Raw genomic sequence first — 25585 nt, 5'->3', positions numbered from 1 at the left:
GTAAATCCCGGGCGCAGGATAGGTGTACATGACGGGATCGCCGTTGGTATCCGCTGTGCCGTCACCGTCGAAGTCCCACTGGACGAAGTAGGGCAGGACGCCGCCCGTGGCGTTCGACGTGAAGGTCTGTTGCTCGCCGCAGTCCGCCGGGTTGGGCGTGACCGTGGGCGATGGCATCGGTCCCACGTAGACGGGGCCGAACGTCTCCCAGCCATAGGCAGTGCAGCTAGGGGTGTTGCTGTCGGTCACGCGGAATTGCAGGTAGTGGACTCCGTCCGTGGGATAGGTGTACATCACGGGGTTGCCTACCATCTCGGCGAAGCCGTCGTTGTTGAAATCCCACTCCACCTGGTAGGGAGGAACACCGGCCGAGACGACCACGGAGAACGTCTGCACCTGACCGCAGTCCGCCGGGTTGGGCGTCACGTCTGGCGAGGAGTTGTGGCCCACATTCACGTTGGGGCTCAGGGCGACCCAGTCCGTCGTGCAGCCCGAGCCGTTCTGGTCCGTCACGCGAACGGCGGCGTCGTAAAAGCCGGGATACTGGTAGAGATAGTCGACCGGATCGCCGAACTTATCCGTGAAGCCGTCGCCGTCGAAGTCCCATTCAACCTGGTAGGGCGGTGTGCCGCCACCGGCATTCGACGTGAACGTCTGAATGTTGCCCAGGCAGGCGGGATTGGGCGAGGCCTCGGGCGAAACCGTCACGGGGCAGGGAACGTCCACCGTAAAATAGCAGCCGCAGACCCAGTTGCTGTCGCAGAAGGTGAAGCCGTCTCCCGTGGCCCGCACGCGCCAGGAATAGAAGCCGTTGGCGAGCGGGGTCGTAATGGCGGTGGTCGTGTCCGCCAGGGTTGAGCCGTTCGCCACAAGCGAGCCCGTGCAGGCTGCCGCATCGTAGACCTCCCACTCGTAGCCGTTTTCGTTCGTTACGTCGCTCCACGCGAGCGTGGGGATGTCCGTGGCGACGGTTATGGGCCCGCCGCAGGCCTGACCCTCGACGTCCACCTGGAGGGGGTCCGGAAGAGCCGGGCAGACCGTGAACTCGCAGCCGCAGACCCAGTTGCTGTCGCAAAAGGCGACGCCGTCCCCCGTGGCCCGCACGCGCCACGAATAGGTGCCGCTGGCAAGAGGCGACGTCACAGCCGTCGTGGTGTCCGCGAGCTCAGCGCCGCTTGCCACGAGACCTCCAGCGCAGCCCGGTGCATCGTAGACCTCCCACTCGTAACCGTTTTCATTTGCTACGTTGCTCCACGCGAGCGTGGGGGTGTTAGTGGCGGCGGTTATGGGCCCGCCGCAGGGCTGCCCCTCGACGTCCACCTGGACGGGGTCCGAAAGCACAGGGCAGACCGTGAACTCGCAGCCGCAGACCCAGTTGCTGTTGCAGAAGGTGGCGCCGTCTCCCGTAGCCCGCACGCGCCAGGAATAGGCGCCGCCTGCGAGCGGGGTCGTAATGGCGGTGGTCGTATCCGCCAGAGTCGAACCGCTCGCCACCAGCGAGCCCGTGCAGCCAGGCGCATCGTAGACCTCCCACTCGTAGCCGTTTTCGTCCGCTACGTTGCTCCACGCGAGCGTGGGGGTGTTAGTGGTAACGGTTATGGGTCCGCCGCAGGCCTGCCCCTCGACGTCCACCTGGAGGGGGTCCGAAAGCGGCGTGCAGGGCGGCGGGCACGTGAAAATGCGCACGTCGTCAATGAGCCAGCCGAGAGAGTTATTGTTGACGGGATCCACGGTATCGAAGCGAAAGCCGATTTGGATATCGTCGCCGGGCGTATAGTTGGGCGTGAGGTCAAGGCTTACGAACCACCACTGGTCGTTCGTCTGGAAGCACGGTTCCCAGACCTGCACGAAGGGGGCGCCGTTTACGGAGATTTCGACCGTGGTAATGTCCGTAGTGCTGCAGCCTCCGTCCGTATTGCGCCGCTGCCAGAACGTGAGCGTCGCCCCGTCGGGAACGCTCGTCAACATCGGCATCGTAAGGAATCCCGTGTTCGTTATTCCCGTGTCGTAGTCGCAGGAGAAATCCTGGCCGTAATACCAGCTCCACGAGCCTGATTTGGCCGAAGGCGTGCACGTAGGCTCGGAAACGAGGTGCCATAGGCCGTCCGCCGTCCAGCCGGGGGCGCCCGTTTCCATGTCGTCGAAGGCTTGCTCGGTGGGCGAGATGCAGCCGAAGACGAAGTCGATGTTCGGCGTATCAAATCCCACCGTCACGGATACGGGGTCGAACGTTCCGCAGCCGTCGTTGCCGTCGTAGCACTGGTTTCCGTAGAACGAGTTCGCCTCGACGCGGTAGTCCGCCGCCGTGGGGAGCGCGAGCGTGTAATCGCCGAATGCGTCCGTCCAGGTGCAGACGTCGCAGGTGCCGAGGGCGCTGCCGGAGGCGCAAACCTGGACGCCCGGGAGCGGCAGGCCGTCTCCGACGACGTTGCCGGAGATGCTGCCCGAGGGGTCGAGATCGATGTCCGCCGTCGTGGTTGCCCCCTCGTTCACCGTGATGGACGTGGCGCTATCGCCGCAGAATGTGTCCTGGTACCATTCCTCAAGGTAGGATGGATTGTTGGGCATTCCGGCGTTTGCGTGGATGAAGTGGTCTCCTACGGGCAGTTTGATGCTATAGAAACCGTCCGGACAGCTTTGTGTCCAGCCGCTGCCGGAGCCCGGTGTACCGCCGACGTTCTCGTGATTGTGAATGCCGATGTCCGCAATGGGATTCGTCGTCACGGCATCCCGCACGAAGCCCTCGACGAATCCCGCCGGCAAGAGAACGTCCGACGGATAGCGAATGAGGTCGTTCCCGCCAATGGTGATATCCCGGCCTTGAAAGTTCGCCAAATTGTCGGTGGGGCCTTCAATCCACAGTTGATACGGGGAGCTGAACGGAACGGGGCCGTGGTAGAGGCCGTTCTGGCGGGACATGGTGTCGAAATAGTTTTCATAGGGAGCCGTCCCTGCCCAGGAATCCACCCACGCCCCCGGCACGGCCGTGCCGTCCTGCTCCGCGGCACGCCCGCCAAGGAAAGCGCCGCGCTGCATCTGCGTGTCGCCGAAGTCGAAGGGGCCGGAGATGGTCTGGTAGGTTTCGTCGCCCATAACGGTCACCAGGCGGCTGCCGCATGGTCCCATTAATTCGAAGTCATAATCACCCGCTTCGAGATAGAGCGTGGCGTCACCGTTCGCGTCCGTGAGGCGTTGGTCGAAAACGTCGTTTTCGGCGTCGAATGCGGCATTGGGCACTGGGTTGGGCGGCACGTCATCGTCCACGGCCCGGATGTGGACGGTGAAGCCGGTGTTCAGCGTTTTATTGAGCGTCGTGTTAGTACCGACGCCCAAGAGTTCGTCGGCGCTCGATGCAAGGGTGGTTGCCGTAGGCGCCCAGAACACGAGATGAAGGTCTCCTCCGGGGTGGGTCACGGAGTAGTTGCCGGAGCCGTCGGTGACTGCGTAGTCTTGAAGAATTCCTTCATCTTCGCAGTCGGGGTCCGCCGGATCTATCCAAAAGAGGAGCACTACAACGTTCGCGACGGGATTCGTTCCGTCGTCCACCGTGCCGCTCACGGTTAGCGTTCCCTGGTTGAATAAGCCCGGCAGGAGCGTGAAAGGGAAAGGCTCGCTGTCCACGCCGTCCACCTGGACAACCATGTCGTTTGTGCCCGCCGCGACCCCGGGAGGAACCCTGGTCGCCACGAACCCACGTGCGGGATCGAACCGGGTGTCAACGCCCGCCACGGTGCCGCCGCCGCTTTTCGTAAACAGCGCGTCGACCACAGCACCGTTAATGTTTTCGGCGAAGATGGAAACGGGCTGCCCTTCCTGGGCATAGGGGCCTTCGTCTCCCATCTCCAGGATGCGCGGCTCAGGGCCCGTGTACTGAAGGGCGTTTTCGTCGAATACCGTGAAATCGAACTCCGAGAGCGTGTCGCCTGCGAGGTTAACGTGCCTGACCTGCGTCGGGCCGGTGACAGCGAGGAAGTCGGGGTAGATGTCGAGCCGGTGCGCCCCCGAGGGAAGCGCGATGTCGAACCGCCCCGTGCACGGGTCGGTGTCCGTCGTGCCGGAGAACATACTGAAGCTGCACTCGTCGGCTTCGTCAATGAGGCTGTCGAAATCGTTGTCAGTCCCGTCGGTGCACCAGGGGTTGGTGTTCTGGAACGCGTCCACGGAGGCGTACAGGCCCGCGCCGCTCTTGTCCCGGGCGCGGCCGCTGAAGTAAAAGCCGCTGTCCATGGTAATCTGCCCCAGGTCCGTATCGGAAGAAATGGGCACGCCGAGTTGGTCGGAGTTGTTGACGAATCGGCTGCCGGTCGGAGCGAAAAATTCGAAATCGAATGTTCCCGTCGGCACGTAAAGCGAGAAATAGCCGTCGTCGTCGGTCACGGTGGCGGTGAAATAGCCGGTCCCGTCGTCGTAAGCATCCACTTCGACGTTCGAGATGTCGTCGAAATTGTCCGAGACCACCTGCCCCGTGACCTGCCAGCCCGTGGCGAAGGTGTGGTTTTGGACACCTGTGCAGGCGACGGAGTCATAAAGCATCCACAGCCACGGCTGGCCCTCGGGCGGGATGTAAACCACGTCGTAGTTGCCGGGTGCTTCGAGGTCCGCGGACCACGTGCCGTTCGCAGCCGTAACGGCGGCGCGGAGGAAAATGTCGTCAAAGTCTTCAAAGATGATGACCAGCGCGTCCTGCAGCGGGCTGAGAGACGGGTCGGAAGCCGTCCCGCTCAGGGTGCATGCGGGCGTGAACGTTCCCGCGACAGTGTAGCAGAGCGCGTTGCTCGTTTTGTCGAGGTCGGGGTTGTAGACCGTGACGTCATATACCCCGTCCGCGAGGGCCGGCACCTCGACGATGATGCCACCGAGGTCGGGGCGGTAGGCGAGGACGGTCGCCGGGGTGGCGTCGAAGTATACGGTCGGCATGCTGCCGAAGGAAAAGCCGAAGCCGTCGAGCTTCACGTGCGCGCCCGCCGGGCCGCTCGGCTGCTCGATGAACGTGAGCGTCGGGCTCTCAAGCCAGCGGCCGATGATGAAATTCACGCCGCCCACGTCCGCACCGGAAACCGTCACGTTGCGCTGGGCGCGCGTCTCGTCCAGGTTTCGGTAATAACCGAGCGTTCCCTCGTCATCCCCTCCGAAACGAACGTCCCAGGTGCCGTCAATGACCGGGAGCGAGTAATCGCCGTTGCAGTCCGTGGTGGCCTGGGACTCATAACGGCTGGTTACATCCCAATAACTCCCTCTTACGCAGATATCCTCGATGCCGGCTCCCGACATGTCCGTGACCTGCCCCTTGATAAAGGAAGTCGGTGTCAAGTAGAAAATGTCCTGTCCCGCTTTCACGTCTCCGTCGCTCAGCGTAACTTGGTCGGGACTCTTTGTGACCAGCCCTGGCAGATGGACTACCTCGATGCTCGTTGAGTAATCGTACGTCGCCGGAGAGGTCGGACCTACCACGCCGAGCGTGAAGGTGCCGTCCGGGCGTGAGTGAATGGAGGTCTGGTAGCAGTCCGGATCGCAGGGCCAGAAACGGTACGCCGACAGTCCGAACTGCCCCGGCACAGGGGTGAGCGTCTCGTCGTAAACTGTGCCGTTGATGAATGCGTTCGCGGCCGGGGATTGGCTGAGCGGCGCCACGGCCGGCCCGCCGCTCACCGTGACGTTAACCCAGTTGTCCTCGCGGGAGACGGCGCCCTGGATGGCGAGGCCGTCGTCCCCGTCCTCGCCGATGGACCAGTCGCCGTCAGCCGCCATGAACGCATAGTCGCCGTTCTCGTCCGTGAAGGCCATCGCGAACACGGGTCCTGCGGCGGTGTCTGCATCGGCCCACATCGCAACGCCTGGAATGCCTGCCCCGACGTCCGGGCCGGTTTCGTAGACGAGCTGGCCCGTGATGGAATAAACGCCCGGCATCATCTCGAAGCCCTGTCCGGCGAAGTTGTCCGCTCCCGTAAAGACGAAATAGGGCTGGTTTATGAAGCTGCCCATGTACCCGGGCCTTGCTCCGAGCAGGATATGGTGGCTGCACGTCATCGCGGCCGGGACGTAGATCGTGAAATTGCCGGCCACGTCCGTCAGCACGGAACCTCTCACTCCCTGGCACGCCATGTCCACCGGGAGGAGGTAGACGCAGGCGCCGCCGATGGGGGACTTGCTTACGGAGTCGATGATCGTGCCGCTCACGCTCTGCGCGTCCACGGCCTGCGTCACCGCGAAGGTTTCAATCGCGGTCGAGTTGTCGAACACGTCTTCAGCCTCCCAGATATAGCTCCCCACGGTATACGTGTAGTTATCATAGGAAGTGAATCGCCGCACGTTCACCGTAATCTGTCCCGCCACGGGGTCGACATCCGAGAACATGTTCGGACTCCATTCAGAAAAATTGTCGTCGATGCTATCCGTCCAGATCACGTAATCCTCGACGTCGATCACGCCGTCGGCGTCGATGTCGACGTATAGGCGCAGCACGGCCTCTGGAGATCCGCCCTGAAGCGCCCCGATGTCCACCTGCACCGTGCCCGTATAGTCGCGGGCTATGGACGTGGGATTGACGGATATCGTTGGAACGGCGAGCGCAGCCCCTGTTGCAACAGTGAGTAAACAAACGCCTACCATCAAACGTTTTGCAAAACGCATACGATTCTCCTCTCTCAAAGAATGTGTTACCGTTGTTTGCGTTCTTCCCCGAGCGGGGGATTCCCCTGTCAGAAAAGACAAGTCAGTATAAGCGAAATTTTTTCAAAAATCAATACGCAAACTATCTGAAAATCCGGTTGGAGTCGGGTGTGGGCATGAGGCAGAGGCCAGTGCCGGAACGTACGGGAGAAACAAGATGAGGCGACTACACATAACTTGTTTTAAAATAAGGATATTTTTTGTTTCAGGATCGGCAAAGCCGGAAAGCCCAATCCCCATCGGATGTCACAGGCTGTGTGCTGTGATTGGAATTCTTTTGCTTTGGCCGGCGCCCTTGGGGTAACATTCCTTAGCTATGGCCATTCGGAGTGATGAACGGGCTGCAGCCATTTTGGTGGCGGGCGGGCGAAGCGAGCGCCTGGGAGACGACAAGGCGCTCATCCCTCTCGGAGGGAAGCCGCTCGTCCAATGGGTGTTTGACGCGTTAAAGAAGGTGTTCGACACGGTGATTATCGCCGCGAGCCGGAAAGAGCATTTTTCTTTTCTCGGCGTTCCCGTCGTGCCGGACCGGCTCGCGAACGCCGGCCCTATCGCGGGCCTTCACGCCGGCCTCCTTCATCTGGACGCGCCGTGCGCCTTCGCCTCCGGATGCGACACGCCGTTTCTCCAGGAGGAATTCCTTCGCTTCATGCGGGGCGAATACCGCGGCGAGGAGGCGCTTGTTCCCGTCGTCCAGGGCAGGGTGCAGCCCCTCCACGGCATCTACGCGAAGTGCGCCGCCCCCCGGATGGAGGCGTTCGCGCAAGTGGGGCGGCATGGCGGGGTGTGCAAGTTCCTGGAAAAAATTTCAACGCGCTACCTGCACGACGACGCGGCGGATTTTTCGCGCTTTGCGGACTCCTTTCTGAACGTGAATACGCCGCAAGCGCTCCGCGAAGCGGAGGCGAGGGCAGGGCGCAAATGAGCTACTTGGACATTGCCGATGCACGTTCCATTTCTTGACCTCAAGGCCCAGTACCGCCAAATTCGCCCCGACGTGGAGCGCGCCGTCCGCCGCGTTTTCGAGTCGCAGCGCTTTGTCCTGGGGAAAACCGTCGAGACCTTCGAGCGCCGGATGGCGCGCCTTGCGGGAACGCGCCACGCCGTGGGGGTGGCGTCCGGAAGCGACGCGCTATATATGGCGCTCGCTTCGGCGGGTGTCGGAGCGGGCGACCGCGTCCTCGTGCCCGCGTTCAGCTTTTTCGCCACCGCGGGAGCGGTGTCCCGCCTCGGTGCCGAGCCCGTGTTCGTGGACATAGGCCCGCGCACCTTTAATCTCGACGGTGTCCAGCTCTTGAGAGCGGTCGCCTCGATGGCGCCGGAAGAGCTGGTGCGCGTGAAGGCTGTCATTCCGGTGCACCTCTTCGGCCAGTGCGCGGATATGCGCCCCGTCCTCGAGGTGGCGCAACGCTTCCGCTGGGCGGTCGTCGAAGACGCGGCGCAGGCCGTCGGCGCTCGCCATCGGGGACGCCCGGCGGGCTCCTTGGGCGATGCGGGCTGCTTTTCGTTCTATCCCACGAAAAACCTGGGCGGCGCGGGCGACGGAGGCGCCGTGACGACCGACAGTGCGCGCCTGGCGAAACACCTGCGCGAGATGCGGGACCACGGCCAGGTCGCGCTCTACCGCCACCGCTTCGTCGGCCTGAACAGCCGCCTCGACGCCTTGCAGGCGGCGGTGCTTTTGGTCAAGGCGCGTCATCTTGAGAAATGGAACCGCGCCCGCCGGGCGCTCGCCCGCCGATACGACGCCCGTCTCGCGGATGTTTCCGAGATCGAAACGCCCGTGTGCGCGCAGTCCAACACCCATACCTACCACCAGTACACCGTCCGCGCCAAGCGCCGCAACGCGCTGCGCGAGCACCTCGCCCGAAAGGGCGTCGATACCCAGGTCTACTATCCCGTGCCGCTTCCCCACCAGCCCTGCTACCAAGAGGCCGGGCGCGGGCGGGAAAAATTTCCCGAAAGCGAGCGGGCCTCGCGCGAGGTGCTTGCGCTTCCCGTCTATCCCGGGCTTTCACGCCGCAAGCAGGACTACGTGATTCGCTGCCTGCGGACGTTCTATGGGAGGAAGTGAGATGCTTTTTTGCTTCTTTTCCTTCGCCGGAGGAGAAACGGGACGTGACTTTCGTCCGATATTTCGGATAAAATATTGTGAAACTGCTTGCCAGGCGCACCCTCGCGTCATACACTGTAATAGAAAGGGGCGAGAAGGGGAGGGGGCCCGAGCGGGGGGAAGCAGGTTACCATGAGCGCAAGAATACTGGTCGTCGAAGATACCAAGGCGGTGCGTGAGCAGATTCGCAATGTTCTGCTCAAAGACCAGTTGGCGCAGGAGGTTATCGAAGCGACGGATGGACTCAAGGGCTTCAAGCTGCTGGTCAGCCACCGCCCGGACCTGGTCATCTGCGACATCACCATGCCCCAGCTCGACGGCTTCAAGTTTCTCGAAATGCGCTCCAGCCGCCATGAGCTGAGCGCCATTCCCGTCCTCATGCTCACGGCGAGCGGGGACGTGGAAAACAAGGTCAAGGCGCTTGAGCGTGGCGCCGTGGACTACATCACGAAGCCCTTCGACGACAGCGAGCTCACCGCGCGCGTCAAGGTGCATCTGCAAATCAAGTCGCTCCAGGACGAGCTGCGCCAAGCCAACGCCCTTCTGGAAAAACTCGCGGTCACCGACGGCCTCACTTCCATCTACAACCGCCGCTACCTGATGGATGCCCTCGAGAAGGAATTCCAGCGCGCGGAGCGGTACGGAGAGTCCTTCGCCGTGATTCTGATTGACGTGGACCACTTTAAGGGCGTCAACGACAACTTCGGACACCAGATGGGCGATTTCGTCCTGCGCGAGTTGGTGCAAATCCTGTCTCAGCAGCTGCGCGGCACCGACATCGTGGGCCGCTACGGCGGCGAGGAGTTTGTTATCCTTCTCCCGGGAACGGACCTGCAGGGGGCGGCCTCGCTCGCCGACCGCGTCCGCGGCCTCGTGGAGCAGCACCCGTTCCGATGGGGGGACGCCTTCGCCCGGATCACCCTCAGCGCCGGCGTCGTCGCCTACCCCCATCCTTCGCTCCAATCGCCGGACGACGTCGTCCGGCAGGCCGACGCCGCGCTCTATCGGGCGAAGGAGCAGGGGCGCAATGCCGTGCAGGTCCTGAACAGCGCCTGAATGGCTTCTTTGCTGTTCTTGCGCCCGGCTTGCATCATAACCGATAATTTAAGATGACTGGCATAGAACACGCGGTCGCAGGCGGCGTGCCTGGCGGGCTGTTGGTCGCCCGGGTTCTGATGGCCCTCACGCTGGGCTACCACATTATCCTGGCCTGTCTGGGCGTCGGGCTTCCCGTTATGATGCTCTTCGCCGAGTGGCGTTTTCTGCGCACTGCCGATATGGGCTGGAAAACGCTCGCCCGCCGCTGGTCGAAAGCGTTCACCGTCCTCTTTGCCGTCGGGGCGGTGTCCGGAACCATCCTGTCGTTCGAGCTGGGCCTGCTCTGGCCGGAGTTCATGGGCACGTTCGGGGCCGTCATAGGCCTGCCTTTCACGCTGGAGGCTTTTGCGTTTTTCCTGGAGGCAATCTTCCTGGGCATCTATCTTTACACGTGGGACCACTTGCCGCCTCGCTTGCACTGGCTGTCGGGGTTCCCCGTCGCCGTGGCGGGGCTGGCCTCGGCGTGGCTTGTCGTGACGGCTAACGCATGGATGAACACCCCGAGGGGCTTCGAGATGGCGAACGGCGTGGTGACCGACGCCGATCCCGTGGCGGTCATGTTGAACCCGGCCACCGCGACGCAGACCGCGCACATGATGCTTGCCGCTTATTTTGTCACCGGGTTTCTGGTCGCATCCGTCTATGCCGTGGCAATGCTGCGGGGAAAGAACCGTCTCCACCATCGGCGGGCTCTGTCTCTTGCGCTCGCGCTGGGAGCTCTTTGCGCTCCCTTGCAGCTCGTGGTCGGAGACGCGTCTTCGAGAATGGTCGGCCGGACGCAGCCCGCGAAGCTGGCCGCGATGGAGGGCCAGTTCCGCACCCAGGCCGGCGCCCCCTTGCGCATCGGCGGATTCCCCGACGAGCAGGCGATGGAGACGCGTTGGGCGATCGAGATTCCGAAGATGCTTTCGTGGCTGGTCCACGGAGACGCCGACGCCGTCATACGGGGGCTGGACGATTTTCCTCCGGAGGACAGGCCACCCGTCGCAATCGTTCACCTGTCCTTCCAAGTGATGGTCGCCATCGGCGCGGGCCTCACGCTGCTGGGCGGATGGGCGGGATGGGCGCTGTGGCGCCGCCGCTTCCCGGGAGGCAGGACGTTTCTGTGGCTGACGGCGGTGTCCGGCCCCCTCGCCGTCGTCGCCCTGGAGTGCGGCTGGGTCGTCACGGAGGTCGGGCGCCAACCGTGGATCGTGCAGGGAGTCATGCGCACGGCGGAGGCGGTCACGGACGCGCCCGGGATTCCATGGGTTCTCGCCCCTTTGGGAGTCGTGTACGTAGTGCTGACCGTGGGCCTCGTGGCGTCGCTTAGGTTTCTGGCGCGGAAGCCGCTTCCGGAGGCAGACCATGCTGCCTGACGCAATTGCCTGCGCGATTGTGGCGGGCCTCACGCTGTACGCCGTTCTGGGCGGGGCGGACTTCGGCGTGGGAGTGTGGGAGCTCAACCCGACCTTGCGAGCTTCCGAAAGGGAGCGGGCGTTCATGCATCAGGCGATGGGCCCCGTGTGGGAAGCCAACCACGTATGGTTGATTTTCGTGCTGATAGGACTGTTTTCGGCGTTTCCACCCGCGTTCGCAGCGTTGTGCCGCGCGCTCTGGATTCCTCTGCTGTTAGCGGTGGTTGGAATAATGTTGCGGGGCGCGGGCTTCGTCTTTCACAACTCCGTGACGGGCATGGCGCGGCAGCGGGCGGTCTGGGCGAGAGTGTTCGCGCTCGCTTCCACGGCGGCTCCGTTTTTCCTCGGAGCCGCCGCCGGCGCCGTCGCCTCCGGAGAGCTGGCCGTGACGGCGCGCGGCGGCTACGCGGGCGATTATTTGAGCGGATGGCTCTCTCCCCTGTCGATTTTCAGCGCTTTCTTCTCGGTGGGAATCTGCGCGTACCTCGCGGCCGTCTACCTGACTCGCGAGGCTGCCATGGAGGGCGATCCCGTCCTTGTCAATGCCTGGCGGCGTCGCGCGCTTGCCGCCGGCGGGGGGATGGGCGCCCTGGCGATGGCGGGACTGGCCGTAGCGGCGGGCAGCGCGCCCCTGCTCTGGAAGGGATTGGCGGGCCGGGCCCTGCCGTTCGTGGGAATATCCGTCCTGGTCGCCTTATTCACCATCTGGGCGTTGTGGCGGCGGCGTTTTACGGCCGCGGTTTTCGGCGCTGCGGCAACCGTCGCCGCCGTGGTATGGGGATGGAGCGCCGCCCAGTATCCCGCGCTCATACCCCCGGTTATTACCGTCGAAACGGCGCGCGGGCCCGACGCCGTGCTCGAAGCGGTGCTCTGGGGCATCGTAGCCGGCTCCCTCATCATGGTCCCGTCGCTTGTGTACCTCTTCTACCTTTTCAAGTGGAAGCGTGCGGCGGGGGCCGCTACGTATGGCAACGGGAAAGACGATTGATTTCCTCGACCAGCCGGTTCTCGGGCTTGCCTGTCAGCAGATCCAGAGTGGGCGGCAGCCAAGGCTTGTCCTGGTGGACACGCCAGGGGTCGGGATTAGGGGCTAACTGTCAACGGCCGGCTTTACGGACACGGCCCCGTGGCGGGCCAGCCGGGCTGGGCGTTTCGTTCCGCGCCCGCGTTGTCGGTGCCGCAGCTTGATTCGCTGAAAGCGTTCGCCGCCGAAACCACCACCCATCGGTCGCCCGCCCCTACTATAGAATAGCCAAGCTCCACCGTCGAGCCAACGTCGTTCCATGTATCCAGGCATGTCTGCGAAGGCGTCCCGTACCATGTGCCGATGGCGCCCTCGTAGACGACGTAGCCTGTTTCGTTCTCTACGTCCTCGACAATAATCTGGTCCGCCGCTGTCGTCGGAACAAGCAGGGGATCGGCGGAGCCTACGGGAGAAGGCTCCGGAGGCGGAGGAAACGGACAGACGCACGCGCTCGCGTCGCACTCCACAACGCCTGCCGTTACGCTCAGGGTGCCTGCCGCGACTTTCGCCTTACCGCCGCCGCCGCAGCCCCCCCCTTCCTCCATCAGGCGAAGCTGGTACGTGCCCGCCTTCGTGTAGAGCCCGGTCACGTCATAGGGGTTCTCGTCCGCCACCCCGAGCGGCTTCACGACCGTCGCGGTCGCAGACGGGTCCACAAGTGCCACCTCGACACAGTTCACCAAGTCGGTTGCCCCCGACAGCGTGTAGGAAAGCGTAGCGGACTTCGCAGGGCTTGGAATCGTGAATGCAGGTGCGAAATCAGAGAACTCCGTGCTGTCCAGAGCTCCCAACGGGTCCGCCACCTGGAAGCTGGTTTCCGTAGGGCCGGGATTGATCGTGCCCACCTGGAGCGAGAACGCGGGAATCTCGCCGGGATACGCTCCCTCATCCGAGACAATGCCCGTTACGTCGAAGGTGAGGTCGTTCACGCACACAGCACCCGCGTCCACGAGGAAGGAATACGTGAACGTTGCCGTCCCGCCCGCGGGGATGCTGCCGTAGTCACCGGGGTTGTTGCAGACCGTCGCGGCCACCGCGGATCCCGCATTAACCGTGAGGTCTGCCAGGACGTTCGTCGCGTTGCAGACGGAGGTGTTTTCGAGTTGTACTGTGGCCGACCATCCCTCTCCAGGCTCCACCACGGCGTCGCCGTCACCGCAATCCTCGGCGAGCGTAGTTACTGGGTCGAAGGACGTATCGTAGGCCACTACAGTGGTCGGCACCACGGCAGAAACCTCGACGGTGTTCGTGTCCTCGTTCGGCTCAATGGCCGAGTCCTCTGCGCGCACGATGTAGTAATAGGTTCCGGCTGCAACGCTGTCCGTATAAGAAGTGAGAGTGGTCGTGGCGATGCGGTTGGCCAGGCTGGGCGTAAAGCCGGAGACGGCGTCCCGGTAGACGTGGTATCGCACAGGGTTTTTATAGAGGTCCGTCGCGGGGTTCCACGAGACGGTGGCGCTGCCGCAGGAAGTGACGACGGTCTGCGCTCCCACGGTCGTGTCCCACGCAGGAGGCGTTCGGTCGGCCTCCTTGAGGGCCTGCAGGATGCGCAGTTTTCCGTAGCCCCAGTCGTCGTTCGGCGTGGCGCCCGTGTTGGCGTCTTCCAGGGCGCCGTCCTGGATGGCGGTGCGAACCTGCGGGGGGGGAAGCGCCGGGATGTACTGCTTGAGGATGGCGGCCGCGGCGGCCGCGTGCGGCGCGGAGGCCGACGTCCCGGTGAAGAATTTATGGCGGCCCCATATAGGACAAGGAATAGCCAGGCAAGGCGACTCGCAAGTAACAAGGCAAGGGGTAAAGCAAGGGGAGGTTTGGTCTTCTGAGCGCGCCGTGTAGATGTCGTTATCGCCCGGGGCGGCCACGTCCAGGATGGAGACGCCGTCGACGCGGGTGCCGCGTCCGCTGAAGCTGCTCAGCACCCCCAAGGCGCCGCGCGTGCTGTAGGAGGCCACCGTGACGGCGCTGTCGGCCGTGGCGGGCCAAGTGACGGTGCGCGCGGACGTGACGAAGTTCGTGAAAACCGTTCCGCCGCTCCACGAGCGCGTGTTGTCGTCAATGTAGCCGTCCACGAGCTCGTCACTCACGGCGTCGTTGAAGATTTCCAGCGCCCACGAGCCTGTGACGGGATTCCCCCCGTCGTGAATCCAGAAGTCCACCTTCACCGTGCCCCGGGGAGACGTTTCTTTGAACGTCGATACGTTATAGACGCCCACGATCGTTTCCGTCCACGCCGGATTCATGGGCAAATCACCGCTCTGGGGCGTAGCGGGGGGCGTGATGCGCATGCGGAGGTTGTTGGACGGCGTGCGCCAGAGATACGAGGCATAGATTTCTATTTGCCCCGCCGGAACCGTGAATGTGTTCGTCACCGACCCTCCTCCCGCCACGGTAAACTGGGAGTGCTTGTTGCCGTTTGCGAGATTGCCCGCCCCTGTGACCTGCGTAATCCCGCCTGCCGACTGCGCGTCCATTTGCTCCTCGTAGATGCTGCTTCCGTCCAGGAATTCATAAAGCCATTCGCCGAACTCGTGCAGGACGACGTCGGCGCCTTCAAGTTCCGCCCATTCCGCGGCCGCGAGCACGCCGCCGTCGACATCGCCGAGGAGATATTCCGCATCCGGCGCGATGCCCGCAAGGAGCCGCCCCGGCGCCTGGCCGACGGCGATTCCCGCGACCGCCGTGCCGTGCCCTGAGGTGTCGGCGTCCGTGTCCGTGAGGTCCACGCCGCGCACGCGCACGATGCCGGTGCCGTTGCGCGTCCTGAGAATCTTAGATTCGCCCAGTGCCTGAAGCGTCTCGCCCACGTCGAGCGCGTTGTTTTCATTCGCGTCGTTCACGATGAATAGCTGCTCGCCGAAGGTGGTCACGAGGTCGTTTGCCTGGTCGCGCACGGCGTCCGCATCGGCGTCGTTGAAGAGCCAGTCGATGTTTGCCTCGAAAACGCACATCGTTCCCGAGGGCCCTCCCGCGCCGTCCACGAAATCGAGGAGTTCGTCGGCGTCGCAGAGAAAGTTGGTATTAAGGTCCACGCAGTCGACGCCCCTGTCGAAAATGCTGTTTCCGTTGTCCAGCCAGTCGTAGGTCGGGCCGGTGTCCTTGAAGAGCGCCGGATGGTATACGTCGATGCCAAAGTCGATGGCGGCGATGACAGTGCCCGCGCCGCGAAGCGGAAGGCCGCCGTCGTCGTCGTAGAGCCACGCGCCGTCCGAGGCGTCCACCTCCGGGTTGCTTAAATCAAGCGTGGGGAGGGGGCGCCAGTACGCTTCGATGCGCTCCACGAGGGGATGGTTCACCAGGGTGCGCACCTTCTCCCACGGGACACGCGCGGCAAGGCTGCGGCGCGACGTGGCAGCCTCCACGCCGCGCCTTTCGCCATGCCTAAGAAGCGAAAATCGAATCCCCTCGCCTTCGAGCATGTAGAGCGCATGCTCGGAGGGAATTTCCCGGAAACGCACGGCGGCACGGAGGCCTCCTTCCTGCGCCCACTCGGGAGCGCAGTCCCAGAGGCTCCCCTGTTCGTAGCACAAGAGGAGGAATTCCGCCCTCGAGTTCATCGTAGCCCGAGGAGGCTGCGTGAAAACTCCTCCTCCCGCCACCCCTAGGAAGGCCAAAAGCGCTACCGTCAATGTTCCGCTCATTCGCTTCATTTATAGAATATGATACACCACAGGCGCGAATCGCGCTATGACAAGCGTCACATTTTGGCCGATTCTGAGCGATTCGGGATGGTTCTGCCGGGGATGCAGGACCTTGAGGCGCTTCTCCCTCGAGGCATCGGCGTTTTGCCTTCCTCCCCCTTCGCGCCTACCATGGGGGGATGGAAAAAAGCGTACCCTCCCGGAAGATCATGGCCCCTGCCTTCCCATGACGCTTCGTCTCCACCGCGCCGCCTGGATTCTTCCTATTGTCTCGCCGCCCGTTCGTGACGGGGCGCTCGTTCTCGACGAGGGGGGCCGCATGGCCGCGCTCGGCCCGTCCGACGAGGTGCGGGGAAAATATTCCCATCTCCCTCCCGTCGAGCACGGAGGCAGCGTCCTTTTCCCCGGGCTCGTCAACGCGCACACGCACCTCGAGTTTTCCCATCTGCTCGGCGTCGCCCCCCGCGCGGGGGAAGGGCAGGGGGGGCTGGCGGCATGGCTTGGCCGCTTTCAGGAAAAGCGCGTGCTGTCTTCCGAGGACGACGCCAAGGCGGCACTGCCCGGCGCGCTCGCGCAGCTCCGCGACTCCGGCGTCGCGTTCGTGGGCGACGTCTCCAACGCGCTTCTCTCCGTCGAGCCGCTCCGGGAAGCGGGGTTGGAGGGCGTCGTTTTTTACGAGATTCATGAAAGGCTCGACGCGCGGGACGCGGAGGCTGTTTTTAAAGGGGCCGCGGCGCGCGTAGAGAACCTCGACTCCCCGAATGGGCTCAGAGTCGTTCTTTCGCCGCATGCGCCCTACACGGTCTCGAAGCGCCTGTTCGAGCTTCTCCGGGGCTGGTCGGAGGAGCGCGGCGCGCCGCTCAGCGTCCACCTCGCTGAGGGCGAGGACGAGAATCTCCTCTACGAATCCGGCTCTGGCGAGCTTCGCGCGTGGTTCGAGCGGCTGGGCGTCTGGCCATGGCCGCCGGGTTTCTCGCCCACCGAGAAAACCACCACGGCGACGCTCGATGCTTGGGGCCTCGTCCACGACCGTACGCTCGCGGTGCACGGGGTCGCCTTGCGCCGTGCGGACGTGGAAATTCTCGCCAAGCGCGGCGCGGCGCTCTGCCTCTGCCCTCGAAGCAACCTCTACGTCGGCGGAAAACTTCCACCCGTGGAGGTTTTCCTGAAGGCCGGCCTCCCCATGGCGCTCGGCACCGACAGCCTCGCCTCGAACGACGACCTGTCGCTCTTCATGGAGATGCGCCTGCTCGGCGAGCGGTTTCCTTCCATTCCTCACCGCGAAATCTTGAAAATGGCCACCTTGAACGGCGCCCGCGCGCTGGGTATTTCCGAAGAGCGCGTCAGCTTCGCCGAGGGAAACCGGCCGGCGGTGATGAAGATAGACTGCCGGACGCCCGTCCAGGACGCGGAGGCGCACCTCGTGCTTCGCGGCCACGAGCATACGGCGGAGCGTGTCGCATAGGGGCGCGTTGTAGTGGCAATCGAAATTTCCTACCCCGCGAGGCCGCCGAAGCCGTAGCTTGCGGCTCGCTGCAGCTGACCCCCGGTCCGTGCAAGCGGCAAGAGTCGCACTTTGGTTCCCCCTTGCGTCTCGCGGCAGATGTGCTATAATAGAAGGCAACAAAGGGCAGGCTTTCTCCTGAAGAAGGCCTTATTTGACAGGCCAGAGAATCAATGATAGAATCCCATGTATAGTGTGAAAAAATAGAAGAAGCCTGAAGTGTTAGAGCCAAGCGAATCGGAACCAAAAGGCGCAACCGACGACCCTACCGGAGCCCCCAGCGATTCGCTTTTTTCCTTCCCATAGGTCAGTAGCGTATGCCCTCCAAAAACGCCCCTCTCGTAAACGACGTCAACATTGAGATAGCAACTGTTAATGGCACCGGCAGCCAGTCCTCGAACAACGTCCTTTACCGGGCCATACTCAACATGGGTATCCCCGCAAGCGGGAAGAATATTTTTCCTTCCAATATTCAGAAATTGCCTACCTGGTTCAACGTGCGCGCAAGCAAAGACGGCTACGTTGCCCGTCGCAATGACGCCGACATTTTGATTGCGATGAATCCCGAGACTGCGACGGAAGATATTGCCAGGGTCCCCAAGGGTAAGATAGTCATCTACAACGACTCCATGGCGGTGGACGAAAAGGCACGGCCTGACCTGCAATACTATCCCTGTTCCTTTGACAAACTCGGGGTGGAAGTCTGCGATACCCCTGCCCTCAGGAAGTACGTCGTAAACATAATTTATGTGGGTGTAGTAGCTCAGCTGATAGGCTTGGAATGGGACGCCCTTGAAGCTGCCATCCGCGGGCAGTTCAAGGGCAAGAGCAAAGCAATCGACTTGAACTTGGTGGCCGCCCGCAGGGGGATGGAATATGCCGGGGAGAGTTTTAAAGGCGACTTTCCGTACCGCCTCGAGCCGATGAGTGAAGCGAAAGGGAAGATACTTATCGATGGCAACACATCGGTGGCGCTGGGATGCCTGTTCGGTGGATGTGCCTTCTTCCCATGGTATCCGATTACGCCGGCCTCCGAAGTTGGAGAAGTTCTTACCCGCTACGCGGAGAAATACCGCAGGACGGAAGACGGCAAATTCAGATTCGCCGTGACCCAAACCGAGGACGAGCTTGCGGCGGTGGGTATGGCCATCGGTGGGGGCTGGGCGGGCGTGCGTTCCGGAACGGCCACCTCGGGCCCCGGCTTATCGCTCATGTGCGAGTTCCTGGGTCTTGCCTACTACACCGAAGTTCCCGTCGTGGTTATCGACGTCCAGCGGGTGGGACCCAGCACGGGGCTCCCGACACGCACCCAGCAGGGCGATATTCTTCTAGCGGCCTACATATCGCATGGCGACACGGAGCACATTATGTTGCTCCCCTCGTCCGCCAACGAGTGTTTCACGTTCACGCAGGAGGCCTTCAATCTCGCCGAGGAGTTCCAAGCACCTGTGTTTGTTATGACCGACCTCGACCTCGGGATGAACTACTGGATGGCTGATTCCTTTCCATATTCGACGGAACCATTCCGTCGTGGCAAGGTGCTGGATGCGAAGAAACTGGACGAGCTTAAGCAATTTTCACGCTACAAGGACGTTGACGGCGACGGCGTCCCCTACCGAACGCTTCCCGGCACCGATCACCCGCTTGCGTCATACTTTTTGCGAGGAACCGGCCACGACGAAAACGCCAAGTACTCGGAGAAGCCTGAGGTGTTTGTGCGCGTGATGGACCGTCTCAAAAAGAAGTATCGCACGGCGGCCGATCGGGTGCCGCAGCCAGATACGGTGGCCGAAGGGAAAAACGGCACGGCGTTCTTAGCTTACGGCACCACCCACTGCGCCGTCGTGGAATGCCTCGACCAGTTGCGGGCCCGGGGAGAGGAGCCGGGCTATCTACGGCTCAAGGCGCTTCCGCTCAACGAAAAGGTGCGGGAGTTCGTCGGGAAACACAAACGGGTCTATGTGGTGGAGCAGAACCGCGACGGCCAAATGGCGCAGATTCTGCAGATAAACTTCCCGGACCTCGCTCCACGCGTTCGCTCCATGCCGCACTATAACAGCTTTCCCATAGATGCTGCCTTCGTTACAGAAACCTACCTGAAGATGGAAAAGGAGGCCTAACCATGGCGACGCCAGCACGCGCTGTTAAGGTTAACCGCTCGGGATTTCCCAAAAATGCATATGCCGGCCTTCCCACGACGCTTTGCCAGGGGTGTGGTCACAATTCCATCACCGCCCACATCATTACGGCTTACTACGAGCTCGGGATCAGTCCCTACATGGTAGCCAAGATGAGCGGTATCGGCTGCTCGTCGAAGGCGATTACCTACCTTATCGACAGCGGACATGGGTTTAATGGACTGCATGGCCGCATGCCGAGTGTTGCGACAGGGGCGGCTGTCACAAACCGCGAGCTCTATGTGATCGGTGTAAGCGGCGACGGTGACACGGTGAACATCGGCACCGGCCAGTTCGTCCATACCGTCCGCCGCAATGTTCGTATGGTCTACATCATCGCTAATAACGGGGTTTACGGCCTCACAAAGGGACAGTTCTCAGCTACGGCCGATGTGGGAGTGACATTAAGAACGGGCGAGGTTAATAAACAAAAGCCTATTGACTGCTGTGGCCTTGCCCTTGAGTTGGGTTGTGACTTTGTGGCTCGCTCATATTCGGGCGACCCCAAGCATTTGGTGCCGCTCCTAAAGGCCGCCATCAATCACCGCGGATTTGCGCTGCTTGACGTCATCAGCCCCTGCGTCACATACAACAATCACGAAGGTTCCACCAAGAGTTACAAATACGTGAAGGAGCATGCATGGCCGCTTGACGCGGTCGAGTTCATCCCGTCTTACGAGCCGCGGGAGGTGGAGCACCCCGAGGGCGAGACGCTCGAAGTCAAGCTCCCCGACGGCTCCTATATCGTCCTGAAAAAACTCGAAAAGGAGTACGACCCGACCGACCGTATCGGCGCCCTCCGAGTCTTGCGCGAGGCCGCAGCAAAGAAGCAAATCCTGACGGGGCTTCTGTACGTCAACCCCGACACGACCGGATTCGATCAAACGCTGGCCCTCGTCGACAAACCCCTTGCCCAGCTCTCGCAGGAGGAATTGCGCCTTCCCAAGGAAACGCTGGAAGAGATTATGGAGGGCTTCCGCTAGGGGGAAAAGCGACAGGGCAGGGGAACAGGGTGGGGCACATTCGCCTGCTTCAGGCGTCAGGGGTCGGAGATTGCGCGTGAAGTGCTCCCCGTTCAGGCTTGACCAATTCATCCCCTATCGCCTGTTTGACAGCCATGGAAAAAAGCTGTAAAATATTATAATTTCGCTGTTACTTCGTAAACAGGGGGGAATCGAAGCACGATGATTATTGAAATCGCGGAGACGGCCGGCTACTGTTTCGGGGTTGAGCGCGCGGTTCGAATGGTGGAAAAGGCGACCGACGACTCGGGTGGCAAGACAGTCTATACGCTGGGGCCCATCATTCACAACGAGCTCGTGCTCGAGAAGCTCGAAAAGGAAAAAAACGTCAACGTGCTCAAGGACATGAAGGATGTGCACGAGGCCACGGTGGTCATCCGCGCGCATGGGATCCCGCCCGAACTCTACAGGCAGGCCGGCGATCAGGACAACAACGTAATGGACGCGACCTGCCCTTACGTGACGCGCGCCCAGGAGCTCGCCAAGAAGCTGGTCGAGGACGGCTACCAGCTGATCCTGCTCGGCGAGCCCAAGCATCCCGAAATCATCGGCATCCAGGGCCACGCAGGCGGCAGGGCACTCGTGGTAAGCCAGGCGAGCGAGCTTCCCGACAAGCCGTACTGGAGCCGCGTGGGAATCGTGGTGCAGACGACGCAACGCTACGAAAAGCTCGCCGAACTCATCAACAAGCTCATCCCGATCACGCACGAGCTCAAGGTGCACAACACGATTTGCGACGCCACGGCCCGTCTCCAGGAAGCGGCGCATGAGCTTTCGAAACGCGTGGAAACCATGGTGGTCATTGGCAGCAAACTAAGCGGCAACACGAAACGTCTTGCCCAAATTTGCGCCGAGCACCAGCCCCGCACCCACCTGGTCACTGAGGCTCGTGAGTTGAAGGAAGAATGGTTTCAGGGCATCAAACACGTGGGCATCACGGCCGGTGCTTCAACACCGAATTTCTCCATTCAAGAGGTCGTGGATTGGCTGAGGGCCTACGCCGAGCGTCGCGAGCCGAAGCTCCAAGCTGCGACCCGCACCTGACGAAACGGGACGCTCGATGTCTGAAGCGGGCCTCGCCCTGTATACGCACAAAATTAACGGCCTCTACGAGAACGACTTCATCATGGCTTCAAAGATAAATCGGCTGGCCTGGCCAAAATGCGCTATCTCCTTCTGAGCGACGTTCACTCGAACATTCCCGCGTTGGAGAAAGTGCTTGCCGCGGCGGGAGAGCACGGCTACGACCGGGCCATCGTCCTGGGGGACCTCGTAGGCTACGCCTCGGATCCGAACGAAACGATTGAGCGCCTTCGCAATTTGGGCTGCGAGACGACCTTCATTCGCGGAAACCACGACCGCGTGGCGAGCGGGGTCGAGGGCGACGGCCAGGAATTTCAAGGCGACGCCCGCGAGGCGGCGCTCTGGACGCGCGAACACCTGAGCGCGAAAAATCTTGCCTTTTTGCGTTCCTTGCCGAAGGGGCCGCTCATGCTGAGCGAGGAAATCGAGCTCGCCCATGGCTCGCCGGCCGACGAGGACGCCTACCTTCTCACGCAGGAAAGCATAAGCGAAGCCTTTGCCGCGCAGAGAGGGAAAATCTGCTTCTTCGGCCATACGCACATTTCGCTGGTCGTCCGCCTCAACGGCCGTACGGCCGAGGTTCGCATGCCCCGCGGCGATTCCTCGACCTTTCAATTCGAACGAGAAAACCGCTATCTTATCAATCCCGGCTCCGTGGGCCAGCCGCGCGACCAGAACCCCAAGGCGGCCTACGCTCTCTACGACCCGGAGAAGCGGGAGATCATGTTCTTTCGCATCGCCTACGACATCGCGGAGGCCCAGCGCCGCATCCTTGAGGCGGGCCTCCCTCCCGCGATGGCCGAACGCCTGAGTTACGGCCTTTGACGAATGACCACCGCCTGAGCGATTCGCTCAAAGAGTCAGCGAGCCATGAACGGCGTGGAAATCCGGACGCTCCGTAAGCATGAGGATGAGCGCGGCTGGCTCGCGGAAATCCTCCGCCGCGAGCATCTCGCGCCGGACGCCACATTCGGCCAGATCTACGTGACCTGCGCTCTTCCTGGGCAGGCGAAGGGCAGTCATTACCACGCGCGCAAAACCGAGTGGTTCTGTGTCCTGCGCGGGGCGTGCGCGCTCGACCTGCTCGACCCGGAAACCGGTCTGAAGGAAACGCTTGCGCTCGATGAGGCGTCCCTTCGCGCTGTAAAAATTCCTCCCGGCGTTGCCCACCGTTTCCGCAACACCGGCGCCGAGACGCTTCTTTTGCTCATCTATTCCAGCGAGCCTTTTCACGAAGAGGACCCCGACGCCGTTGCGGTCTCATGGGAGGCTTGATTATACGGGCGCCGTTCGCGGTTAAACGCAAGTTCGAGCCTGAAAATACCATGGCGCGACTCTCGGCGATCCGCCCGCGCGCCATGATGAATTGATTTCTCGCGACAGGATTTTCTTTTTGTCGGGACGTGGTCTCCGCGTCCTTACGTCGGCGCGAGCCAGAACGCGTAGAGACCGGCGATGCTGAAAAGGATATCGGCCGCCCATGCCGCAAGCGCGGGGGGAAGGGTACCCAGGAGACCCATCGTGTTAAAGAAGACGAACGCGATATAGTAAAGCACGGCCAGAGCGATGCTCAGGCCGAGCCCGAAAAGCGCCCCGTGCCGTCCCAAACGAAGCGCCACGGGGATTCCCAGCATGGCCAAAAGGAAGGGTACGAGCGAAAACGAAAATTTCTTGTGCAGGTTCACGACGAGGGAACGCACCTGGTAGCCGGCCTGGCGGGAGTCCTTGATGTGTCGCCGAAGCTCCACGAAATTCATCACGTCGGGCGATTTCCAGCGCTCCGGCTCGAAATAGGCCGGGGATTCGGAGAAGGGGAACTCGCGCACGTCGAACGGCTCAAACTCCTCTTCTTCGTTGCGGAAGCGCCGCACCCAGCCGCGCTCGAAGCGCCAGGACTCCTTCTCTTCCTGCCACACGGCCGTGCGCGCGAACACGCGCTCGCGCACGGAGAAGGTCATCGGGTTGAGCGTAAACACGTGAACGCCATGCATGCGGCCGGAAACGGGATTTAGGATGCTGAAATTGTAAAGGCGGTAACCCTCGCCGAAAATCCACTGGCGGCTGGGCCTGGCGTAGGTGCGCGGAGAGCGGCCGCGGATGGTGTCCTTGAGCTGCTCGGCGCGCCGGTTCGTTGTGGGGAGGACGAAATCCTGCAGGGTGAATAGCCCGAGCGAGAGGGCGGAGCATATCAGAAGCAGCGGAACGGCCATGCGCAGAGCGCTCACGCCCGCGGCGTGCACGGCGATGACCTCGTTGTTTCGCACCATGAAGCTTACCGCGAGCATGGCCGTGACGAGGGCCGACAGAGGCAGCGCCCACGAGACAAAGCGCGGGATCGTAAAAAGCAGGTAATTCGCGAATACATGGCTGGACACGCCGTGCTTGACCAGATCATCAACGAGCTGAACGGCCTCGATAATCAAAAACAACGCAAGAAAGGAGAACATAACGAGCGCGAAGAACCCGGCAAAAAGCCCCAAGGCATAGAGGTCCAAAAGATTCAGGTAGTGCCGCCCAAGAAGAAAAACGCCCAACACGGCAAGCGCGAGAAAAGCCAGCCACATGGTCCATACCGGCGGAAGCCCGCCTTTGTCCGAGGGGGTTTCACCGTTTCCGGAAAGAATCCCGTACACGAGGAACGCGCCGATGCCCAGGGCGATGACCACAACGAACGTAGCGTGCATGTGGTCGTGCGCGAGCTTGCGCAGCCGCCGCCATATTCCCCAGTCCACGTTCCGGCTGCGCTTCCAAAACAAAAGAGCGCCCCACGCCGCAAACACCAGGTTGGCCGACCACATGGCCCATACCGGAGAAAGCCTGCCTTCGTCGGAAAGGCGCTCGCCGCCCCACAGAAAAATCCAGTACGCGATGAACACGCCGATGCTTATGACGAAGCCCGAAACTTTCCCGCCGCGCGCGTTGGAGATGCCCAGGGGAATCCCGAGAAGCGCGAACACTAGGCATGCCACGGGGATGGCGAATTTTTTGTGGATCTCAACCCATACGGAATTGACCTGCCGCAAGCGGGCCTTCGGGTCCGCCGTCGCCCTGTAGTTCTTAAGCGTGGAAGAGAGCTCGCCGAGCGTCTGCTCGCGCAGTCCCTTCGTGCGCTGCTGCATGAAACCACGAGACGACGCCTCTGGCGGCTTCAGGTTCTGCGACCCTTGCTCGCTTTTTTCATAGATGTCCGGCTGTCTGGGATCCACGATATGTGTCTCGCTTTCTTCAAGGTGAACGACAAGCGTGTTCTCTTCGTCCACCGAAAGGCGGGCCTGCTCGGCAAACGTCACGGACTGCTGCATGGGTTGGCCGGGCGTTTCCTGGCTGATGAAGACGCGGCGTACGTAGGGATCACGCGGCTCGGAATGGTCGAAGTAGAGGAGGAAACGGGGAATGCCCTCGAAAAAGATGCGCGGCTCCACGGCCTTGGCCACGTTGGTCGAAAAGACCTTCAGGCGCAGGTTGATGAGCGCGGAATTGCCCCACGGCATGCCGAACAAGGTCATCACGAGCGTCACGAGGGCAAACAGGACGCCGAGCTTCCACGCCGGCCGGAAGATCCGAGCGTAGCTTACACCGCTTGCCCGCAGCGCGGTAATTTCCGAATCGGCCGACATCCGACTGAAGGCAATGAGGAGGCCGACCAGAAACGCCATCGGCACCGTGAGCACAGCGATGCTCGGAAGGCTCGACAAAAGCATCTTTGCGATGACCCAAAGCGAGACTCCGCGCTTCGCGGCGATTTCCGCGAGCCTCGGAAACTGATTCAGAAGCATCGCCAGCGTATAAATGGCGAACCCCAGGCAGGTCGGCCCCAGGATTTCCTTGAAGAGATACCGGTCAAGGGTGTTCATCGCTAAGTA

At 62.1% G+C, this 25585-nt stretch carries 15 protein-coding genes; 12 read left to right on the top strand and 3 right to left on the bottom strand.

Going from position 1 to position 25585, the window contains the following annotated elements; genetic code table 11:
* Window positions 1–6630 (bottom strand): hypothetical protein (locus tag JSV08_09430; GenBank protein ID UCF80706.1); only part of this gene is annotated, 6630 nt, incomplete at its 3' end.
* 355 nt (window positions 6631–6985) lie between these two features.
* Between JSV08_09430 and JSV08_09425 the strand changes: the two genes are divergently transcribed.
* From JSV08_09425 to JSV08_09405, 5 genes are all read left to right on the top strand, one after another.
* Complete coding sequence (locus tag JSV08_09425) at window positions 6986–7594, top strand: molybdenum cofactor guanylyltransferase (GenBank protein UCF80705.1); 609 nt, start codon at window positions 6986–6988, stop codon at window positions 7592–7594.
* 18 nt (window positions 7595–7612) lie between these two features.
* Window positions 7613–8743, top strand: a complete 1131-nt coding sequence (locus JSV08_09420; protein ID UCF80704.1) for a DegT/DnrJ/EryC1/StrS family aminotransferase — start codon at window positions 7613–7615, stop codon at window positions 8741–8743.
* A gap of 171 nt (window positions 8744–8914) precedes the next feature.
* The gene (locus JSV08_09415) at window positions 8915–9838 is read left to right on the top strand and encodes a diguanylate cyclase (protein ID UCF80703.1); all 924 of its coding nucleotides are present in this window, start codon (window positions 8915–8917) and stop codon (window positions 9836–9838) included.
* A 53-nt stretch (window positions 9839–9891) separates the two neighbouring features.
* The gene (locus JSV08_09410; protein UCF80702.1) at window positions 9892–11238 is read left to right on the top strand and encodes a cytochrome ubiquinol oxidase subunit I; all 1347 of its coding nucleotides are present in this window, start codon (window positions 9892–9894) and stop codon (window positions 11236–11238) included.
* Window positions 11228–12265, top strand: a complete 1038-nt coding sequence (locus JSV08_09405; protein UCF80701.1) for a cytochrome d ubiquinol oxidase subunit II — start codon at window positions 11228–11230, stop codon at window positions 12263–12265. Before JSV08_09410 ends, JSV08_09405 begins: the two co-directional genes overlap by 11 nt.
* A gap of 122 nt (window positions 12266–12387) precedes the next feature.
* Here the strand turns inward: JSV08_09405 and JSV08_09400 are convergent, their stop codons facing one another.
* Window positions 12388–15945, bottom strand: a complete 3558-nt coding sequence (locus tag JSV08_09400) for a S8 family serine peptidase (protein ID UCF80700.1) — start codon at window positions 15943–15945, stop codon at window positions 12388–12390.
* Window positions 15946–16162: 217 nt separating this feature from the next.
* Here JSV08_09400 and JSV08_09395 point away from each other — a divergent pair, with 217 nt between their 5' ends.
* The 7 genes from JSV08_09395 to JSV08_09365 all read left to right on the top strand — a co-directional run bounded on the left by JSV08_09395 (window position 16163) and on the right by JSV08_09365 (window position 22997).
* Window positions 16163–17401 (top strand): amidohydrolase family protein, encoded by a 1239-nt coding sequence (locus JSV08_09395; protein ID UCF80699.1) that lies wholly within the window; start codon window positions 16163–16165, stop codon window positions 17399–17401.
* 356 nt (window positions 17402–17757) lie between these two features.
* Window positions 17758–19560, top strand: coding sequence for a 2-oxoacid:acceptor oxidoreductase subunit alpha (locus tag JSV08_09390; GenBank protein ID UCF80698.1), 1803 nt, complete (start codon window positions 17758–17760; stop codon window positions 19558–19560).
* A 2-nt stretch (window positions 19561–19562) separates the two neighbouring features.
* Complete coding sequence (locus JSV08_09385) at window positions 19563–20600, top strand: 2-oxoacid:ferredoxin oxidoreductase subunit beta (protein ID UCF80697.1); 1038 nt, start codon at window positions 19563–19565, stop codon at window positions 20598–20600.
* A 201-nt stretch (window positions 20601–20801) separates the two neighbouring features.
* Complete coding sequence (locus tag JSV08_09380; protein UCF80696.1) at window positions 20802–21683, top strand: 4-hydroxy-3-methylbut-2-enyl diphosphate reductase; 882 nt, start codon at window positions 20802–20804, stop codon at window positions 21681–21683.
* Window positions 21667–21819 (top strand): 4a-hydroxytetrahydrobiopterin dehydratase, encoded by a 153-nt coding sequence (locus tag JSV08_09375; protein UCF81880.1) that lies wholly within the window; start codon window positions 21667–21669, stop codon window positions 21817–21819. Before JSV08_09380 ends, JSV08_09375 begins: the two co-directional genes overlap by 17 nt.
* On the top strand, window positions 21801–22547 hold the full coding sequence (locus tag JSV08_09370; protein UCF80695.1) for a metallophosphoesterase family protein: 747 nt from the start codon (window positions 21801–21803) through the stop codon (window positions 22545–22547). Before JSV08_09375 ends, JSV08_09370 begins: the two co-directional genes overlap by 19 nt.
* A gap of 45 nt (window positions 22548–22592) precedes the next feature.
* Entirely contained in the window at window positions 22593–22997 is a 405-nt protein-coding gene (locus tag JSV08_09365) for a WxcM-like domain-containing protein (protein ID UCF80694.1), read from the top strand.
* 143 nt (window positions 22998–23140) lie between these two features.
* On the opposite strand, the gene JSV08_09360 is transcribed toward JSV08_09365, so the two are convergent.
* A complete protein-coding gene (locus JSV08_09360; protein UCF80693.1) occupies window positions 23141–25576 on the bottom strand; it encodes an LptF/LptG family permease in 2436 nt (811 codons plus the stop codon).
* Between the last annotated feature and the right edge of the window lie 9 nt (window positions 25577–25585).

This window comes from Acidobacteriota bacterium (genome assembly GCA_020349885.1).
Classification (GTDB): domain Bacteria; phylum Acidobacteriota.
Note: the sequence above shows the minus strand (reverse complement) of the source record. Positions and strands in the feature narration are given on the sequence as shown.

Coding starts and splice junctions, on each gene's coding strand:
- JSV08_09380 (UCF80696.1), top strand. CDS start 20,802: ATGATTATTGAAATCGCGGAGACGGCCGGCTACTGTTTCGGGGTTGAG.
- JSV08_09415 (UCF80703.1), top strand. CDS start 8,915: ATGAGCGCAAGAATACTGGTCGTCGAAGATACCAAGGCGGTGCGTGAG.
- JSV08_09405 (UCF80701.1), top strand. CDS start 11,228: ATGCTGCCTGACGCAATTGCCTGCGCGATTGTGGCGGGCCTCACGCTG.
- JSV08_09365 (UCF80694.1), top strand. CDS start 22,593: ATGAACGGCGTGGAAATCCGGACGCTCCGTAAGCATGAGGATGAGCGC.
- JSV08_09410 (UCF80702.1), top strand. CDS start 9,892: ATGACTGGCATAGAACACGCGGTCGCAGGCGGCGTGCCTGGCGGGCTG.
- JSV08_09370 (UCF80695.1), top strand. CDS start 21,801: ATGCGCTATCTCCTTCTGAGCGACGTTCACTCGAACATTCCCGCGTTG.
- JSV08_09390 (UCF80698.1), top strand. CDS start 17,758: ATGCCCTCCAAAAACGCCCCTCTCGTAAACGACGTCAACATTGAGATA.
- JSV08_09360 (UCF80693.1), bottom strand. CDS start 25,576: ATGAACACCCTTGACCGGTATCTCTTCAAGGAAATCCTGGGGCCGACC.
- JSV08_09400 (UCF80700.1), bottom strand. CDS start 15,945: ATGAAGCGAATGAGCGGAACATTGACGGTAGCGCTTTTGGCCTTCCTA.
- JSV08_09420 (UCF80704.1), top strand. CDS start 7,613: ATGCACGTTCCATTTCTTGACCTCAAGGCCCAGTACCGCCAAATTCGC.
- JSV08_09425 (UCF80705.1), top strand. CDS start 6,986: ATGGCCATTCGGAGTGATGAACGGGCTGCAGCCATTTTGGTGGCGGGC.
- JSV08_09385 (UCF80697.1), top strand. CDS start 19,563: ATGGCGACGCCAGCACGCGCTGTTAAGGTTAACCGCTCGGGATTTCCC.
- JSV08_09395 (UCF80699.1), top strand. CDS start 16,163: ATGACGCTTCGTCTCCACCGCGCCGCCTGGATTCTTCCTATTGTCTCG.